Source organism: Candidatus Infernicultor aquiphilus, assembly GCF_002784285.1.
Classification (GTDB): Bacteria; Atribacterota; Phoenicimicrobiia; order Phoenicimicrobiales; family Phoenicimicrobiaceae; genus Infernicultor; species Infernicultor aquiphilus.
In genome coordinates, this window is record NZ_PFKO01000304.1 from 1 (window position 1) to 16,466 (window position 16,466).

Below are 16,466 nucleotides of genomic sequence, written 5' to 3' on the forward strand. Positions count from 1 at the left end.
TATTTATCCAAAAAATCTCCTTTTATTTCTCTAACCATACGGTCTTCTTCTATAACTATCCCGTTTTTTTCTTTACCATTGATCAAAAATCTGATAAATTTCATAAATTAACCTCTCTTTACAATTTTTTTTCATTGTCTATCAAATACTGTTGCCTTCTGGTGTATTTGTTTTATTTTGATAGGTTTAATTTCTTTTTGAGCCAAATTTTTTCACCACTCTAATCTCGCTCTATCCCATAATTGGGAGCTTCTTTAGTAATAATTACGTCGTGAGGATGACTCTCTTTTAAACCAGCTGGGGTGATCTGGATAAATTTTGTTTTTTCCTGTAATTCTTCAATATTTTTTACTCCACAATAACCCATTCCTGAACGCACTCCTCCCAACAATTGAAATATACAGGCAGAAAGCGCACCCCTATAAGAAACTCTTCCTTCGATTCCTTCTGGAACTAATTTATTTTCCTCGGCCTCTTCTTGAAAATATCTATCTTTACTCCCCTTCTTCATTGCTTCAATTGAGCCCATTCCTCTATATTCTTTATAACTTCTCCCTTTATAAAGCACTACCTCTCCTGGACTCTCTTCTGTCCCAGCAAACAGACTTCCAATCATTACTGAATCAGCACCTACCGCTAATGCCTTAGTTATATCACCAGAGTATTTAATTCCACCATCTGCAATAAGAGGAATATGGTATTTCATAGCTGCCCTTTTACATTCTTGAATTGCTGAAACTTGAGGCACTCCTACACCGGTAACTACTCTTGTAGTACAGATAGAACCTGGTCCAATGCCAACTTTTATAGCATCAACCCCTGCTTTTATAAGACTTTCTGCTCCTTCGAAAGTTGCTACATTGCCACCCACCAATTCTATATTAAAAGTTCGTTTTATCTCTTTTATAACTTCAATAACCCTACTAGAATGTCCGTGAGCAGTATCAACTACTATAACATCTACTTTTGCATTAATTAAAGCATCAACCCTCTCCAACACATTTCGAGATATGCCCACTGCAGCACCCACTCTAAGCCTTCCTTTTGCATCTTTACAAGAGTTAGGATATTTTTCTACTTTTTCAATATCTTTTATGGTAATAAGCCCTTTTAAAATAAAAGCTTCATTTACTATGGGTAATTTTTCAATTCTATTTTTATGTAATATCCTTTTAGCTTCCTCCAGAGTAGTACCAACAGGAGCAGTAATTAAATTTTCTTTGGTCATTATACTACTTATTCTTAAATTTTTATCTTCCAAAAACCTGATATCTCGGTTGGTTAATATTCCGACTAATTTTTTTTCTTTATTTACAATTGGAATCCCAGAAATATGATATTTAGTCATAAGTTCGATTGCATCTCCAACCTTATTCTCAAGCGGAAGGGAAATTGGGTCAACAATCACTCCGCTCTCTGACCTCTTTACTTTATCTACTTCTTCTGCTTGTTGTTGTATCGACATATTTTTATGAATAATACCAATTCCCCCCTCTCGGGCAATGGCAACTGCCAATCTTGATTCAGTAACTGTATCCATAGCTGCACTAACCAAAGGAATGTTTATTTTAATATTTTTGCTAAAAACTGTAGAAATTTCTACTTCCCGAGGAAGGATGGCTGATTTATCAGGAACCAGCAAAATATCGTCGAAGGTTAAGCCTTCAAAATTTAAAAATCTTTCTTTTTCCATAATTTCCCCCTCTTATAATTCAATTTACCAATTGTACAATTCACCAATTAACCTTATTCGCCAATTTACCAATTAATTAGTTACTTAGGCTGTGTAATATAATATGTGATATGTAACAAGTAAACTGTGACCTCCTGAAACTTATCACTAATTACAAATTACTCATCACTAGTTACTATACGCTATCCACTCTACGTTATTTTTATAATATTACCCCCCCTTAATATTCTTGTCAATTAATTATACCACCAGAATAAATTAAACTATTTTGTCAACAATAAAGATTTAATCCTATTTTCTCCTATTGTACTAACTCAAAGCTTCCTTTAACACCGGATAAAAATCCTTTTCCTTCTCAATAACGGTGATTTTTCCCTTTTTTGCTTCCTCTTTCTGGCTTTCGGTGCAATAACCCCATCCGGCCAAAAAAACGTGAACCCCCAGGACGTCAGTACCTATAAGGTAGCTTAACTGGTCATCAATAAAATAAATCTCTTCTAAGGTAACGCCATATTTTTTAGCAATGGCCTGCATATGCTCTGCTTTATACTTACCAAAGTTTTTATCAAAAATATCTTCAATGTCTATTTTAAAACCAAGATATTCCGGTTGAAAGGCACGATGAATGGCTTCCCCTTTCTAAAACTCTTTTTCTGCCATTCCTCTTTTTCTTCAAAAAATAATTCTCGAAAAAATTGATAATCGAATTGAAGCTGGCTACGATAAGCAATGAATTCCTGTTGGTCCTTAATCTGAACCTGCTCTTCCATAATTTTAATAATAACGAAAAAATCACCCGATAATTCGATATAAGACCTTAAGCGGCGGTAATTATCCATTTCTTTTTTATATTGTTTTTTAATCTCTTCCCAATTCTCAAAAGTAAACAATTTCCCGCCAAAATTTTTCTTTACTTTCAAACCAAAATATTGACAATAGGCATTATGACTTACAAATAAAGATTTTAAGGCACTGTCGCTAATGACTCCATCGAAATCCACTGCTAATATTTTCATTTTCAACTCTTCCTATCCCTTGAATTAATTTGCGTAGTGGCGTTAAATAAATTATTAGAATTATACTATTTCTTTATAAGGTTGTACAATGGAAATTGTGTGTTTTTGGTCGTGGTATACGATGAGATTTCTAGATTATGCAGAGTATATAGAGGGAGTGAATCTTCATGTTTGACATACTGTAATTTCTTAAAATATGATAAAGCGTAATAAAGGGTTGTCTACTACCATATTCTCATCATTTGAGAAGACATTGAAAACCTGGACTTACCAGAGCTTTATGAAAAGTTAGAAAAAGTTACTGAATTATTGAACATGAACACCTGCCCCCTACGACACTGTTCTTAGTATTTTATTTAATTAATATAGGAATTCATTTGAGAAAATATCTTCTCAATGGAAGAGTATTTTGGCAATCTTAAATCTATTTAGCTATTTCTTCTACAGCCTTCCCTGCTCTAGAGATATCAAACTTACATTTAATCTCAAGAGTAAAGTAGGTTAAAAATGGAAATGGTAAATTATAAATGTACTTTTAACTCGGCAGATATTTTAAGTGCCTTCGTTTGTAATCCTTTTTTATGGGTGTCAAGAGTATTTAAGATCTTCTAACGCGGTGATAAATTCATCTTTTGTTTTAAAACTATTGATATTTTGCGTTAATAATACGAACATACGCCAAGTTATATTTAAAAATTTATCTAATTCTTCGCTCTCCTCTATTATTTGATCACCATGATGGACAAATTTTGACCTAATTGAATAAATTTTTTTTATTGTTTTTACAATTTTTTTTCTTTCCTTATTTGTTTTTTCAATCGCAAATGCAATTCTCTCTGCTAAATTCTGTTGTACTGGTTCTGTTTCATTTCGTAATAGAATGCTTTCTAAGGCGATAAGTATATATAGAAGCTTATCAAAAGGATTACGTCTTAAAGTATGCTTCGAGTAAATTTTTAAAGCTTCATATACTTTCTTCTGAAACTCATTTTTACCTTTAATTAGTAATATTTTGTTAAATCCAGACATTACAGGATTACAAATTATATATGATGGTATGGTCCAATACATTCCATGATCTAATAACTTACTTGTTTGGGAAAATCCTAAATTAACAGAATCAAATAGAAATAAATTTTTAGTTTCAATTAAGCTCTTACCGTATTCGTACATACCACTCACTAATCTCGTAGAAAAATTACTGGGAGAAAATAAACGCAACATAGAGAGTGCATCTGAAATATAATCGATGGCTATTTCTTGAGCTCTTATAGGTTCCGCTTTACATTCGTAGACAGCAGCAGCATATCCCTGATATTCCATCTGTATTTTAGCTTTAAATTTTTCTATTTTTGGTAAAGTATCTATGTCAATTTTATTAGAATCAATTCTAATCCATAAATCAATTATACTTTTAGATATTGTACGTATCTTAACATTTCCTATAGAAAAATCATTTTCTATTGAAGTAAAGGGAATAGGAACCCAAACTTGATATTTCTTTATAGAACTATCTAAATTAGATTTAAGGAAAGAGATAAAATCTTTTTCTTCCTTGTTTTCATATCTATTACGAATCCACTTTTTAAGGTTATCAATTACAAAATTTATACTCGATGTCGTATTAAAAGTTTTATCTTTCTGTATTCTTTCTGCACATTTTTTAAGTTCTTCATAATCAGAACCTGTAATTCCATAATCCCTTTGTTCAACTTGGAAAAGGTATCCTAGATCATCTCTAAATGCATTAGTGAGATTTATGCTTATTTCACCGATGATATCTTTTTCGGCTATGGTATGGGATGTAAAATATCCTTTTTGAGAATCTGTCTTGCTATGTTTTTGTATTTGTTGGCTCTTAACTAAGTCCACTAAACTTTCAGCCTGTTTATTAAAATTATTTATACCTTCTGGATGCATAAAATTTTTGACCTCCACATTTAGAAATATTTTTGGGGAAAGGCTTCACAAGTTCACATTTTCTGTTTTCGCTTTACATTTTGTGAAGTTGTGAAGCCTGGTTCTAATTCCTCTGAAAAATAAGAAAAAGTTACACAATTATCGAAGGCTACATCTTTTTACCATTCATTTTCTTATTCTTTTTATTTCTCAATTTATTCTAGTATATCTGATATCTTGCGAGTGATATTTTCTACCCCTTTAAAATACTTATAAATAGACACTATTTCATTTTTGACGTGCTTTAAGTATTCGATTTTGTCATGCTCTTCGTATACATCATCATCATACTTTCTATCATCAGGTAAGTCTCTCAATATTTTTGCGTGTTCTTTCTCTTCTTCAAGAATATGATCTTTTATATCATCAGATAAGGCTCTCAACATTTCTTCGTTTTCCTGAATTCTATCTTGGATTTTATAAAAAGGTTTTTTAAAGTATTCTTTAAAAGCTCTTACACCCTTTGTTGCCCCATGTAACACACAACATACTAATCCACCAACAATTGATATTATAGAAGAAATTTGGAGCATTTCATCTATAATATTTACAATTCCAGCTAATGCCAAAATAAAAGATATTATTAAACTAATTATGCCTAAAAAAAGAAAAATACCAATACCAAATACAGCTGTAATCACCACTGATTCAATAATTAAAAAAATACCTTTTTCTAAACTCATATCAAAGTATGTATCTTTGCTAATCTTATTAATTATTTCCGTAATCAATTTTTTCATTTTTAAATATCCTCTATAATTTTCAAAAATGTTTCTAAGGAAAATAACTGGATGTAAAACGAAAACAGAAAATGTGAAGTTGTGGAGAGACCCCAATTCCTTTAAATTATCAGCGGAAAAGATTTGCCCCTGAATTTCTTTATCTTTTAAAATCTAACAAGATTTTTTTCTATTTCAGGGTAAATATGATCGATTCGTTTTTGAATTTCAATAGTTTTATACAATGCTGTAGCAATACGACAATATCGTGGTGCGTCTTCCATCATTTTGTCTTTTCTGTCTTTCAGGTATTTGCGTAAAATCTGATAACCGCCAATATAATAATTCCAGACCTCCGGTGTAACACCTTCAAAATATTTTTCTTTATTGATATAGATGCGCTCCTCATCTTCTTTGTAGATTACTTTTTCAATACGGTCATTATTTCCAGACCCCTGATACTTAGCAATGGGCGAATCAAGCTCCGAGCTTTTGAGTAAATGCAGAGCAGCTAATTCTTTGCCCAATTTTCCCATTTCTATGAATAGATCATAATCCGATGTAAACGGTACACGCGGAAAATCAATTTTAAGAAACTCTGCGTAGGTTTCGCGGTAGATATTGCTGTAAAATACGCCGTAGATGTAATAAAGAATATCTTCCGGCGTTGGTTTTTTTCCGTAAACTGCTGATAATGTGTCAAAAAAGGCTTGTGGGATATTGGGTTGTTTTTCGATTTGATGCTGATTAAAAAGGTCTTTTTTATTTTTGTCTGGATATAAATATAAAGGGAAGAGCAATTCTCCCCCACGATAATACAAATTAAGATCAATTATATTATTGGAAATGAAAACCAAATTCCACAAATGTTCTGAGCCTACAACCTGACCCGCCCTACCGATGGTAAGCCCAATATTTTCTTCCAGCATATGCCGCATAATATCAAGACGCATTCTTTCAATCAATGATTGGTGATAAAATATATATCTATTATCAAAGGGACGGTATAAAATTTCTTTGATATAATTTTCATAATTATCTAAATCTTTTACTATTTTTCGGGAATATTGAATTTTCCAGTTTGACTTATCTTTTAAGTTATATGCTTGTGCAATTATATCATCAGGTTGGGAAAGATTTTTAAATTGAAGTATCCTGTTTCTAAGTTCATTTTTCTTAAAATCGATAACAAACTTATCTCTTGAAGTTACAATACCGACACTGTTTATCGGAAAAATTTCATTTACTTTTTTCCAATCAAGATATTTTTTAATTGTTTCCGTATCATGCTTTCCAAGGAAATAATAAGGGGCTTGAGGTTTTACTGGTAAATAGTTTTCTTTTAAGAATTCATTTTTATCCAGCCAATCATATTTTTCCTGTCGCAGACCATATAAATCGGCATGATAGACAAATGATTCTTTTTGTTTTTTATTTTTTATAAATAAAGCAATGGCAACACCCTGCCTAATATCAAAGACATTTTCGTCTTTACCGCCATCAGGTGTGGTTTCTCTTTTTAAACTATTGCCGTGTAAATCGAGAATATAAATCTCATCAAAAGTTTTCATTAAACTCTGGCGCATCCCGCGAAAGGTGGGATTATCCAGATAGCCATGATTGGTGATCATGCCCACAATACCGAAACCGGACTTCTGAATCTTCCATTGGGCAAACCGTAAAAATTTAACATAATCATCTTGAAGCCATTTGGGATTTTTCTCTCCTAGCGGCTCGCCGTCTACTTTGTAATAACTCTGGCAGCCATCGATATCTTCCTTTAATAATTTTTCCGTCCACTCGTTCACATTGGAAGAAATCCCGCTGTAGGGTGGATTACCGAGGATCACCAGAATCGGCTGTTCTTTTTTCACTTCGCCGGCCAGGTGGCTTTCTTCGCTTAATGAACTCACCCCGGGAATGGAAATTTGTTTAATCTCTTCCATCTCCAGTGTATTGGTCAAATAAAGTTTAAAACGTTCATCATCGGCAAGATTATAACTAAGTTCATCCAGAATAAACCCTATTTTTAAATGGCCAATCGCATAAGGGGCCATCATCAATTCAAAGGCATAAAAGTCTTGCAGAATGTGGTTTTTGATCCAGTGATGTAAACCACCTTCACCGTATTTTGTGATATATTCTTTTGCTGCCAGGTGAATTGCTGCTGCAGGGAAAGTCAGCGTCCCACCTGCCGGATCAAGTAGTTTAACTTCGTAACTGGCCAGGCCATCGGATAAACCGAAATGGGTTTTTAGAATAGAATGAATGGAACGGACGATATAACCCACTACCGCTTCCGGTGTATAGTAGACACCACGCCGTTCTCTGATTTCGGGATCGTAGGTAGATAAAAATGTTTCGTAAAAGTGGATAATCGGATCTTTACCTTTGCCGGCACTGTAATATTCATGCAGTATCTTTTTAACATCGGTGACATGTAATAGTTCGGCAATATCTTCAACGATAATTTGCAGGGACTTGGGCGGCTCTTCCAGAGAAATAAACCGGAAGACATCGCTTGGTCCCATCTTCTTCTATTTCCACAGCAATTACTTCATCACATAAAAAACGGGTACGTTTGGCCAATTCAATAGCCAAAGAACGGGCTGATTTCACTTTGGGAAGAGAAAAGGAAAAGAAAGTCTCGAATAAATCTTTAAACTGATCACAATTTTCGACCGGTGGCGGGGTATGTAATTGTTTGGCAATGAAAGACCTTCCAATCATTACTTGAGCGATCCGCTGACCTTCCCGATATAGTCGAAATTCATAAAAATTAGTAAGGATAACATTGGGGAAAGTAGAACAATAACGTTTCAACTGTTCAGTTCCTTCAATGTAATCCAAATTAGCAGTAGAAGGATCTTTAGCTTCAATATAACCGGTAATATGGTTTTTCCCATCCCAAATGCGAAAATCAGGATTCCCGGCTTCCGTTTTTTTGGGAAGTATGGTAATATCGATATTTTTTACTTTCAGAAAAACGGCTGTTTTTTTGATTAATTCATCCAGGTTAGCATAATAGCTTTCTTCACGGGCATCACCGCGTTGAAAGGTATTGATAAGATTCTTAAGGTATTGTTCTAATAATTGTTTTAACAAAGTTTATATCCTTTTTAACAGGATTTTTAAACAAATTCTCGGGTCAATAATTTCTTGGGGTCTGGTCAATATATTTGAAAGACCTACTTCTAAAATATATATTTGCCTTATTTAATCGCCACCAGCGATCAAAATAATTAGTCTTTTCTAATTTTTCTACATCTTAATACTAATACGACAAAAGATATAAAAAATCCTTCTTTTTAAAATAAAATTATTTTCCTCTAATTCTTTATCAATCTCCGTATGATGAGGTAAATATTCTCCTACCCTCTACTGGAAAATTTCCACTACCCTAGTGGAAATTCTCCACACCCCCTAGTGGAATTTTTCCACACTAACAGCAACAAGAAAGAACAGTAACAAATAGAACAGCAACAACATTTGGGTGTAATTTTTCCCCTGCTGCTGTTGCTGCTTCTAAAATTTTTCAAAATATTTTTTATCAGAGGGTTGTATTTTCACCTCGTTTTTGCTCTTACTAAGTAGAAGGAAAAATATATTTCACTTTTTTCATTCACAGGTTTCTTTTTTGCTCCTTTTTTGCTCTTACTAAGTAGGGGAGTAAATATTTCTCTTCTTATCCTCTCTCCCCGAAAACTATTTAAAGAAAGGTAAAAACTATGGAAACAAAAATACCAGTTAACAAAACTAATACTTACACAACTATCCAGGACTACTTCTTGGCTCATTGGGTAAGTACCATCGGTCTTGGTCCAGCCATGCTCTATCTTCAGCTCTTAAGTTACTGTCATAAAGGAAAAGACATTGCCTGGCCTTCCATTCACACTCTAAATAAAAGAATGGGCACTACCACCAAGACCTTAATTAAATACCGCAATACTCTATTAGAATATGCTCTAATCAAAAAAATAGTAAAACAAATATCTCCCTCCGGAGGATATGACCATAATCTTTATCAAATAGTCCTTTTAGATAAAGAAAATATTCTTTATCCCCCGAAAGAAAAACTTCCGGAAGAAAACGAAGAGATTATCTCTGGAATATCAGAAGAATTTCCTTATTCCAATCAGGATAATCCCAATAAAGTAGTTTCTGATAATAAAAAATCTCTGAAGACAGAAAGGATAAAAGAAGAATTGGAAAAATTAAATATGGATAAAAAATCAATTTATAAAACAATCTTAAATTATTCCTTGGAGGATATTGAGGAAAAATTAGACCTTCTCCGGATAAAGAGGAATGTAATAAATCCTGCCGGCTGGCTAATTACTGCCTTACAAGCCAATTATCTTGATCCTGAATCATATAGAGAAGAAAATGATGGGGAAGAAAAAATAATGGAAACAGAAGAAATAGAATCGGAAAGTAAAATAGTAAAACTAAATAAATTAGCTCTTAAAAAGAAAGAAAAAGAGGAAAAGGACAGATTATTCATGGAAGAAAGCTTGAAATGGATCGAACAGAATTTAGTTCAGAGATTTGAAATGTAATATATGTATCAGGGGACAGTTCTTTTCACACTTCAAGAATATATATTTACTTTATCGAATCGCCACCAACGGTCAAAAGAATTATTCTTTTTCAATTTTTCTACATCTTAATATTAATACGACAAAAGATTTAAAAAACCCTTCTTTTTAAAAGAAAAGTTTTTGGTTTTTAGACAGAAAAGAAAGGGATGGATTCCCACTCCCCGATCAGGTCGAGGACAGGTTTCGTGGGAATGACATTTAGAGAAGTGGAAATGACATTCTTTTTTTATAAAAAACTTTAAGCAATAAAAACTCTTTAGTAAAAACCAAAGAGATTTATGATTAAATCATTTCAGGGTGTATTTTAATTTTCCATTTCCTCCCTTTATGAAAAGTTATTTAAAGTTACCGAGTTACTGAGCTATCATAACCGTCCCCCTAACATTTTTCATAATTATATCTCCTTTACAAGCTCACTTTGTTATCGGCAAAGCGAGCTTTTTATTTGCTAAAAAATTTATAGTATGAAGTTTCATTGGGCACGTTATTCGTAATTTTGACAATCTCCTTAACTTTAATTATAATCAGAGCAGAAACCTACGTGAACCAAAAAAACCTGAAGAAATTTGGAGGTTTGAAATGTCTATTTCACAAATGTTAAGTTATAGAATTTTACTCAGGAAAGAACCGGAAGGTGGATATACAGTAACTGTCCCTTCTCTCCCCGGGTGTGTTACCTATGGCGAATCTATAGAAGAAGCAACAGAAAGGGTAAAGGAGGCTATCGAATTATATTTAGAAAGTTTAAAATCTCATCACGACGAAATCCCTAATGATGAAGGCACTTTAGAATATACTCTTACGGTGGGAATAAGTGCCTAAACTACCGCCTCTAACCTCCCAGAAAGTGATAAAGATCCTGGAAAGTAATGGTTTTGTATTAGATAGGACCAAGGGGAGCCATCGAATATATTACCATTCTGAAAGTAAAAGAAGAGTTATTATCCCTTACCATAAGAAAGATTTGCCAAAAGGCACTTTAATGGAAATTTTAAAACAAGCAGGTATTAGCAAAGAAGAATTAAAATAAATGTTGAAACCCAAACCCTTTTATTTCACTTCATTTTTGCTTTAATGAAATCAGGAAATAACATTATTTTTTCAGCATCATCTGAGTAAAACAAAAAAGGTTTTACTTCTTCAACTAATTTTTTAAAATTTATTTTCTCATACTTTAACAGCAGCTTTTTTAATCTCTTCTATATCGGTTTCTTCTTTCAATTTCATCTTCTCTCCTAAAAAATGATAACTTGGATTTGTTTTAGAAAAAAGAAAAATTACATCATAAAAATCTCTTCCCATCGATCTGGGACGATTCAAAATAGGAATATCTTCTGAGATAATAATGTGTCAGGGGACGGTTGTTTGGCACAGTTCAAGAATATATATTTACCTTATTGGATCGCCACCAGCGGCCAAAAGAATTATTCTTTTTTAATTTTTCTACATTTTAATACTAATACGACAAAAGATTTAAAATATCCTTCTTTTTTGTAAAAAATGTTTCAAGGTTAAAAATTTAAGAAAGTATAGATGGGAAGAAAAAATATTCAAAACCCCACCGATTATTCGATGGCTACGCTAAAGAATGATTATCAGGGGGAATACCTGCATGAGAAAATTCTCGGTCTACCCTATGGTTAGTTTATCTTCTAAAGTTACTAATTCATAAGTTTTACTGTGCCAATTTGAAACTACCTCATAAGTTATAAAATGAACTCGATTACGCAAAACCGAAAAAGCATTATATGATAATTTTGCATTAAATTGATTTTCATACAACTTATTAGCTACGATATAAAATTTTGAATAAAAATCTTGTAACTCCACAAATTTTACTAGTGAATGTACCATATCTGTTGTATGTTCAATTTCAAAAAATGAATCTGGCATTTTTCTTTCGTTAAACCATACTACATCTATTCTCTTCGCTTTTTCTACAAGATGTTTGTAAGTAAAATTATAAAAATCTTTTATAGTAGAAATATCTTTAAGGGTTTTTCCTAAATATTTTTTTTGTTTATCCTGTGGAGGTAATGAAGTTTGAAATTTTTTTAAATTACCTATTTCTAATAGTAATCCTTGATAATAAGAATGATTAAATTCTAATTTTTTTGATTCTGAGACTTCACTAGTTGGTAAAATCTCAATAGGTAATTTATCTCTAAATTCTTTCAATGCCCAGAGCCCAGGTCTAATCTTAAAGAAAAATCTATTATCCTGAACAATACGACGAATGCTTGCAAAAGGCGTTTTAGTTTTCCATTCAATACCAAGGACCTTTAATGCTTCTTGATATAATTCTCCAAGAGTAGCATAGCCACCTTTTTCTTCCATTACTTTTATTACTGCTTCGTATTGTTTCATTTGTATTCACCCAAATGAAAATATTTGGCATTATGATAATAATCCTCATTTTTAACTTCGATACAAATTATTTCATCAAAATTTGTATCGAATAAATAATCCTTCTCTTTTTTTAAGTTTATAAATGCCTCATCTTCATCTTTTCCTTTAGCAAAAGCAATAACTTGACAATTATCTATGTCTGGTTCAAGCGAGATACTATTTGGCTAATACGAAGTACCTTCTTCGGTGATAAAAATATTGCTTTTCATTTATCAATCTCCTCTAAATATTGTTTGTCAAGGGGATAGTTCTTTGTCACATTTTAAGAATATATATTTACCTTATCGAATCTCCGCCAGCGGCTAAAAGAATTAGTTTTTTCTAATTTTTCTATATCTTAATATTAATACGACAAAAGATTTACAAAATCCTTCTTTTTTTATAAAAAACTTTAAGCAATAAAAACACTTTAGTAAAAACCAAAGAGATTTATGGTTAAATCACTTTGGGGTGTATTTTACTTTACCATTTCCACCCTTTATGAAAAGTAAGAAAAAGTTAGCGAATTATTGAGCATTAACAACTATCTCTTTTTATATTATTCGATAATAATTGTATCATGCCTTCATTCCGTGTAATGACAGAAAGATGTATTGAGATTGCTTCCCCTGCTTTCTCTACGGTAGGCTTGCTTTGCTTAGCATACGCAACTATTTATCTAACCTCTACCGATGCATCTATATCAAAAGGATTTGTTCTAACTGCAAGAGAAAAAAGATATGGATAATTAGCTTTTAAATGCTTCATATAGTACAACCACTCTACAATTAAAAGAGGATATGCCCTCTTTATATCTCCTGCAAGGTGTTGATAATCAGTTTCTGGTAATCCGTTCAGGCTTCTTCTGTGAATAAGCTCCTCTGTTAAATGAAATACTGCCCAAAGTAAATTTGTGAATGACTCATGTTCTAATAGGTTGGGGTTTTCCAAAAGATTCAGCAAAAACTGTCTCTTCTCCTTCAAGAAATTTTTAATATTCTCTAAATCACCTCTCTTGCTGTCAATGTTGTAGTTGTAATTTTTGACATTTTTACAAATTTTCAAAAAATCTTTTTCAAAAGACTCATTTATTATAACCAGTTTCTGAGTAATTTCAAAAGACTTTGTATCAAAATCAGAAAAAATCTTGAGCAATTCTCCTCCAACCTCACTAAAAAACGCTCCTATTACCATATTTAATTTGTTCAACATAACTTTCTTTTCTTTTCTTTATATTGCAGTAACTGGTGCAAAACTAAAGTCACTAACAAAACTTCAAGGAAAACAAAAGCGATATCTCCAATAAGATATAAGAAAATATGATGTGCGTCTCTAAAAATAAGATAGTGAATAAAATAAACCAATGTGGATAGAGCTATTAGGGACAGACCTAATAAAACCTGCCAATTAAATACGCGTTTCATTTTTAATTTCCTTTACTTTTTTTGTTAATTTCTTCTTCTACCTCTTTAGCGCCTTCTCTGTAGAATTTTTCTTCATCTGGTGCAAGTTCTTTCAAAAGTCTAATAAATTCTCCGGCATGAACACGCTCTTCATCTGCGATGTCCTTCAACACATCTTGTGCTAATTGATTATCAGTTGATTCGGCAAGTTGCATATAAAGCTGAATGGCTTCATATTCTGCTGCAATCATAAACCTTATTGCACGAATTAACTCTTCATTCGTGAGCTTACGGTCTTTCTTAAGACCAGAAAACGGATTTCCAAATTCAGGCATGGTTACCTCCTTTTATTGAAATTTTATCCTTCCTTTAACCTTTTATTTTCCCCTAGGTTGCTCGCAACAGAAAAGTTCTACAGAGTTCTGTCTGGCAAATGAAATTTCAATCTTTCGAAATCTATTTTAATAAAACTAATCATCTCCTATAAGACCAGGTATTTTCACAGTTAGATGTCTGGGAAAAAGCCAATCGAAAATAGATAATATACCAGCAAGGATTTTATAATCATATTTTATTCAAGAACTTGCATAGATGGCCTCTGCCTTTACCGGACACCCTTTAATATGTTCAAATGGATAATGCTCAGCTACCCAATGGCAACACCGTCCTACACTCAGCAAAGGTTTCTTTGATTTGATTGTACCATACTTAGAATTAAGAGCAAACTCACATTCTCTATCTCTCAATCTTTGCCCCATAAGTATGGTACAGTATTGAATCGCCACTAGCGGTCAAAAGAATTAGTCTTTTTCAATTTTTCTACACCTTTATGTTAATACGACAATAGGTTTTAAAAATCCTTCTTTTTAAAAGAAAAAGTTTCTGGTTTTTGAATGGAAGGGGAAAGATACATTTCCACTAAACACAAAATTTTTAAAAATAAGTATTTTACCCCTCAAAAATGTCACCTTACTAAAGTTTACACTAACTACTACTCTATTTATATCTAAATAATTTTTTACAAAAAACTTTAACCCTCTTTACTTTTTCATAAAATATAATAGAATAAGAAAGATTTTATATCTAAAATTTTTTTATGCTATAATATAAATGATTGTAACCCAAAAAGTAAACAAAATGATGGGGAAATAACCATAAATATATTAAAATAAAAAATCATAAAATAATTTATTAAAAATCTATATTGTATTTAATGGAGAGTAAAAAAAAATGGATTCTACCACTAATAAATTTTCCAAAAAGAATTTGGTTGAAGAAATATTAGCTTGGAAGAAAAAGAGAAAAGCGGTAATCTTAGCCCATGTTTATCAACCAGCTGAAATTCAAGATATTGCTGATTTCATAGGTGATTCCCTCTTCCTCAGTCAGCAAGCTGCCCAGACTGATGCAGAAGTTATAGTATTTTGTGGAGTTTACTTTATGGCAGAAACAGCGGCTATTCTTTCTCCAGAAAAAATTATCCTCCTTCCAGAAATTAAGGCTGGATGCCCCTTAGCTGATATGGCTCCTCCAGAAAAAGTAAAAGAAAAATTAAAAGAATCACCTAAAGCAGTAATAATTTCTTATGTAAATTCCTTTGCTGCTGTAAAAGCTTTAAGCGATTACTGCTGTACATCTGCCAATGCGGTTCAAGTGGTTCAGGCAATTTCAAACCTGCCTGTGCGTGACCGCACGCAGACAGGTAAAAAGGATATTCTATTTATTCCTGATAAAAATTTAGCTAATTTTATTGCTCAAAGAACAAAAAGAAAGATTATTCCCTGGCCAGGTTTTTGCCCTATCCATAATCTCTTAACTAAAGAAGATGTAATCAAGGCTAAAAAACTTCATCCCCAAGCTTTACTATTGGTCCATCCCGAATGTCGCCCTGAAGTCTGCAATCTGGCTGATTATATTGGTAGTACCAAGGGGATTATTAATTTTGTCAGTAATAATTCAGCAAAAAAATATATCATTGGTACAGAGACAGGAATATTTCATCCCTTAAAAAAGAGTAATCCAGATAAAGAATTTTTCCCTGCTTCTGAAAAGATGATCTGTAGAGACATGAAACTTATCGATTTGGAAAAAGTTCTCCGCTCCCTGCAAATTTTAGAACCCCAAATTACAGTGCCAGAGGATATAAGAAAAAAATCTCTAAAAGCACTAAGTAGAATGTTAGAAACTATCTAAACTTTTGGAAAGGATTAGAATAAATGTTACCACATTATTTAATTAATTTTGATCTTGGCAAACTTAAAAAAATTTATACTGATTTTTTAATAGTAGGTACTGGAATCGCTGGTCTATATACTTCCCTTAAACTTTCCCCTCAAGGAGAAATCATCCTTTTAACTAAAAGCAAAATAAAAGAAAGCAATACGGAATATGCTCAAGGAGGTATAGCTGTAGCTTTAGGTGACGAAGATTCCCCTCGTTTACATCTGGAAGACACTCTAAAAGCCGGAGCGAATTTTTGTGACTTAAAAGCCGTAAAAGTATTAGTGACTGAAGGTCCAAAATGTGTGGAGGAACTAATAGAATGGGGTACTAAATTTGATAAAATCAAGGGCAAATACGATACTACTTTAGAGGCAGCTCATCAAAGACCCCGAATCTTACACGCCCAGGGCGATGCCACCGGTGCTGAAATAGAAAGATCCCTCTCTAAAAAAGTAATTAAAGAA

Annotated in this window: 17 protein-coding genes; 5 read left to right on the forward strand and 12 right to left on the reverse strand. The window is 32.5% G+C overall.

Features of this window, described 5'->3' with window-relative positions; all coding sequences use genetic code 11:
- Window positions 1–220 precede the first annotated feature (220 nt).
- From guaB to COZ07_RS08425, 7 genes are all read right to left on the reverse strand, one after another.
- Entirely contained in the window at window positions 221–1,693 is a 1,473-nt protein-coding gene (gene guaB, locus COZ07_RS08395; protein WP_406608116.1) for an IMP dehydrogenase, read from the reverse strand.
- A gap of 309 nt (window positions 1,694–2,002) precedes the next feature.
- The gene (locus COZ07_RS08400) at window positions 2,003–2,227 is read right to left on the reverse strand and encodes a hypothetical protein (protein WP_406608117.1); all 225 of its coding nucleotides are present in this window, start codon (window positions 2,225–2,227) and stop codon (window positions 2,003–2,005) included.
- Between the two features lie 50 nt (window positions 2,228–2,277).
- Window positions 2,278–2,709, reverse strand: coding sequence for a hypothetical protein (locus COZ07_RS08405; protein WP_406608118.1), 432 nt, complete (start codon window positions 2,707–2,709; stop codon window positions 2,278–2,280).
- Window positions 2,710–3,297: 588 nt separating this feature from the next.
- On the reverse strand, window positions 3,298–4,629 hold the full coding sequence (locus tag COZ07_RS08410) for a hypothetical protein (protein WP_406608119.1): 1,332 nt from the start codon (window positions 4,627–4,629) through the stop codon (window positions 3,298–3,300).
- Between the two features lie 194 nt (window positions 4,630–4,823).
- Complete coding sequence (locus tag COZ07_RS08415; protein WP_406608120.1) at window positions 4,824–5,408, reverse strand: hypothetical protein; 585 nt, start codon at window positions 5,406–5,408, stop codon at window positions 4,824–4,826.
- Window positions 5,409–5,554: 146 nt separating this feature from the next.
- Entirely contained in the window at window positions 5,555–7,918 is a 2,364-nt protein-coding gene (locus COZ07_RS08420; RefSeq protein WP_406608121.1) for a type ISP restriction/modification enzyme, read from the reverse strand.
- The gene (locus tag COZ07_RS08425; RefSeq protein WP_406608122.1) at window positions 7,848–8,492 is read right to left on the reverse strand and encodes an adenine methyltransferase; all 645 of its coding nucleotides are present in this window, start codon (window positions 8,490–8,492) and stop codon (window positions 7,848–7,850) included. Before COZ07_RS08425 ends, COZ07_RS08420 begins: the two co-directional genes overlap by 71 nt.
- A gap of 623 nt (window positions 8,493–9,115) precedes the next feature.
- Between COZ07_RS08425 and COZ07_RS08430 the strand changes: the two genes are divergently transcribed.
- From COZ07_RS08430 to COZ07_RS08440, 3 genes are all read left to right on the forward strand, one after another.
- The gene (locus tag COZ07_RS08430) at window positions 9,116–9,946 is read left to right on the forward strand and encodes a hypothetical protein (protein WP_406608123.1); all 831 of its coding nucleotides are present in this window, start codon (window positions 9,116–9,118) and stop codon (window positions 9,944–9,946) included.
- A gap of 621 nt (window positions 9,947–10,567) precedes the next feature.
- Window positions 10,568–10,810, forward strand: coding sequence for a type II toxin-antitoxin system HicB family antitoxin (locus COZ07_RS08435; RefSeq protein ID WP_406608124.1), 243 nt, complete (start codon window positions 10,568–10,570; stop codon window positions 10,808–10,810).
- Window positions 10,803–11,018, forward strand: a complete 216-nt coding sequence (locus tag COZ07_RS08440) for a type II toxin-antitoxin system HicA family toxin (RefSeq protein WP_406608125.1) — start codon at window positions 10,803–10,805, stop codon at window positions 11,016–11,018. Before COZ07_RS08435 ends, COZ07_RS08440 begins: the two co-directional genes overlap by 8 nt.
- A 137-nt stretch (window positions 11,019–11,155) precedes the next feature.
- On the opposite strand, the gene COZ07_RS08445 is transcribed toward COZ07_RS08440, so the two are convergent.
- The 5 genes from COZ07_RS08445 to COZ07_RS08465 all read right to left on the reverse strand — a co-directional run bounded on the left by COZ07_RS08445 (window position 11,156) and on the right by COZ07_RS08465 (window position 14,564).
- The gene (locus COZ07_RS08445) at window positions 11,156–11,290 is read right to left on the reverse strand and encodes a hypothetical protein (RefSeq protein ID WP_406608126.1); all 135 of its coding nucleotides are present in this window, start codon (window positions 11,288–11,290) and stop codon (window positions 11,156–11,158) included.
- A 327-nt stretch (window positions 11,291–11,617) separates the two neighbouring features.
- Complete coding sequence (locus tag COZ07_RS08450) at window positions 11,618–12,355, reverse strand: winged helix-turn-helix domain-containing protein (protein ID WP_406608127.1); 738 nt, start codon at window positions 12,353–12,355, stop codon at window positions 11,618–11,620.
- 696 nt (window positions 12,356–13,051) lie between these two features.
- The gene (locus COZ07_RS08455) at window positions 13,052–13,588 is read right to left on the reverse strand and encodes a hypothetical protein (RefSeq protein WP_406608128.1); all 537 of its coding nucleotides are present in this window, start codon (window positions 13,586–13,588) and stop codon (window positions 13,052–13,054) included.
- Window positions 13,589–13,802: 214 nt separating this feature from the next.
- Window positions 13,803–14,114, reverse strand: a complete 312-nt coding sequence (locus COZ07_RS08460) for a ferritin family protein (RefSeq protein WP_406608129.1) — start codon at window positions 14,112–14,114, stop codon at window positions 13,803–13,805.
- Between the two features lie 240 nt (window positions 14,115–14,354).
- The gene (locus COZ07_RS08465) at window positions 14,355–14,564 is read right to left on the reverse strand and encodes a hypothetical protein (RefSeq protein ID WP_406608130.1); all 210 of its coding nucleotides are present in this window, start codon (window positions 14,562–14,564) and stop codon (window positions 14,355–14,357) included.
- Window positions 14,565–15,009: 445 nt separating this feature from the next.
- Between COZ07_RS08465 and nadA the strand changes: the two genes are divergently transcribed.
- Window positions 15,010–15,972 (forward strand): quinolinate synthase, encoded by a 963-nt coding sequence (nadA, locus tag COZ07_RS08470; RefSeq protein WP_406608131.1) that lies wholly within the window; start codon window positions 15,010–15,012, stop codon window positions 15,970–15,972.
- Window positions 15,973–15,995: 23 nt separating this feature from the next.
- On the forward strand, window positions 15,996–16,466 hold a 471-nt coding region (locus tag COZ07_RS08475), incomplete at its 3' end, for an FAD-binding protein (RefSeq protein WP_406608132.1).